Consider the following 2417-nt stretch of genomic DNA (forward strand, 5'->3'; position numbering starts at 1 on the left):
TAGTAGCGCGCTCAAGACCCGAAGCGGAGTGATCTAGCCATGGGCAGGTTGAAGCGGCTGTAAGAGGTCGTGGAGGACCGAACCCACCAGGGTTGAAAACCTGGGGGATGACCTGTGGTTAGGGGTGAAAGGCCAATCAAACTCCGTGATAGCTGGTTCTCCCCGAAATGCATTTAGGTGCAGCGTCGTGTGTTTCTTGCCGGAGGTAGAGCACTGGATAGGCGATGGGCCCTACCGGGTTACTGACCTTAGCCAAACTCCGAATGCCGGTAAGTGAGAGCGCGGCAGTGAGACTGTGGGGGATAAGCTCCATGGTCGAGAGGGAAACAGCCCAGAGCATCGACTAAGGCCCCTAAGCGTACGCTAAGTGGGAAAGGATGTGGAGTCGCACAGACAACCAGGAGGTTGGCTTAGAAGCAGCCACCCTTGAAAGAGTGCGTAATAGCTCACTGGTCTAGTGATTCCGCGCCGACAATGTAGCGGGGCTCAAGCGTACCGCCGAAGTCGTGTCATTGCAGCATGAGGGCCAACGCCCGCTGTGATGGGTAGGGGAGCGTCGTGTGCCGGGTGAAGCCGCGCCGGAAGGCAGTGGTGGACGGTTCACGAGTGAGAATGCAGGCATGAGTAGCGATACACACGTGAGAAACGTGTGCGCCGATTGACTAAGGGTTCCTGGGTCAAGCTGATCTGCCCAGGGTAAGTCGGGACCTAAGGCGAGGCCGACAGGCGTAGTCGATGGATAACCGGTTGATATTCCGGTACCCGCTGTGAAGCGTCAAACATCGAACCAGGCGATGCTAAGTCCGTGAAGCCGCCCCGGAGCCTTCGGGCAAAGGGGAGTGGTGGAGCCGACGGACCAGACCTGTAGTAGGTGAGTGATGGGGTGACGCAGGAAGGTAGTCCATCCCGGGCGGTGGTTGTCCCGGGGTAAGGGTGTAGGACGTCAGGTAGGCAAATCCGCCTGACACATAGTCTGAGACCTGATGCCGAGCCGATTGTGGTGAAGTGGATGATCCTATGCTGTCGAGAAAAGCCTCTAGCGAGTTTCATGGCGGCCCGTACCCTAAACCGACTCAGGTGGTCAGGTAGAGAATACCGAGGCGTTCGGGTGAACTATGGTTAAGGAACTCGGCAAAATGCCCCCGTAACTTCGGGAGAAGGGGGGCCATCACTGGTGATCCGTTTTACACGGTGAGCTGGGGGTGGCCGCAGAGACCAGCGAGAAGCGACTGTTTACTAAAAACACAGGTCCGTGCGAAGCCGTAAGGCGATGTATACGGACTGACGCCTGCCCGGTGCTGGAACGTTAAGGGGACCGGTTAGTCACAATTCGTTGTGGCGAAGCTGAGAACTTAAGCGCCAGTAAACGGCGGTGGTAACTATAACCATCCTAAGGTAGCGAAATTCCTTGTCGGGTAAGTTCCGACCTGCACGAATGGCGTAACGACTTCTCGACTGTCTCAACCATAGGCCCGGTGAAATTGCACTACGAGTAAAGATGCTCGTTTCGCGCAGCAGGACGGAAAGACCCCGGGACCTTTACTACAGTTTGATATTGGTGTTCGGTTCGGCTTGTGTAGGATAGCTGGGAGACTGTGAAGCATTGGCGCCAGCCAGTGTGGAGTCGTCGTTGAAATACCAGTCTGGTCGTGCTGGATGTCTAACCTGGGTCCGTGATCCGGATCAGGGACAGTGTCTGATGGGTAGTTTAACTGGGGCGGTTGCCTCCCAAAGAGTAACGGAGGCGCCCAAAGGTTCCCTCAGCCTGGTTGGCAATCAGGTGTTGAGTGTAAGTGCACAAGGGAGCTTGACTGTGAGACCGACGGGTCGAGCAGGGACGAAAGTCGGGACTAGTGATCCGGCGGTGGCTTGTGGAAGCGCCGTCGCTCAACGGATAAAAGGTACCCCGGGGATAACAGGCTGATCTTCCCCAAGAGTCCATATCGACGGGATGGTTTGGCACCTCGATGTCGGCTCGTCGCATCCTGGGGCTGGAGTCGGTCCCAAGGGTTGGGCTGTTCGCCCATTAAAGCGGTACGCGAGCTGGGTTTAGAACGTCGTGAGACAGTTCGGTCCCTATCCGCTGTGCGCGTAGGAGTCTTGAGAAGGGCTGTCCCTAGTACGAGAGGACCGGGACGGACGAACCTCTGGTGTGCCAGTTGTCCTGCCAAGGGCATGGCTGGTTGGCTACGTTCGGGAGGGATAACCGCTGAAAGCATCTAAGCGGGAAGCCTGCTTCGAGATGAGGACTCCCACCCCCTTGAGGGGTTAAGGCTCCCAGTAGACGACTGGGTTGATAGGCCAGATCTGGAAGGCGGGTAACCGCTGGAGGTGACTGGTACTAATAGGCCGAGGGCTTGTCCTCAGTTGCTCGCGTCCACTGTGTTGGTTCTGAAACCACGAACAACCCCATGCCC

General features: G+C 57.1%; 1 rRNA gene. It reads left to right on the plus strand.

Annotated elements, in window-relative coordinates:
• Positions 1-2365, plus strand: a 23S ribosomal RNA gene (locus ACZ4RZ_RS50230); the annotation flags it as partial.
• Positions 2366-2417 lie beyond the last annotated feature (52 nt).

The organism is Streptomyces sp. NPDC027189 (assembly GCF_055566975.1).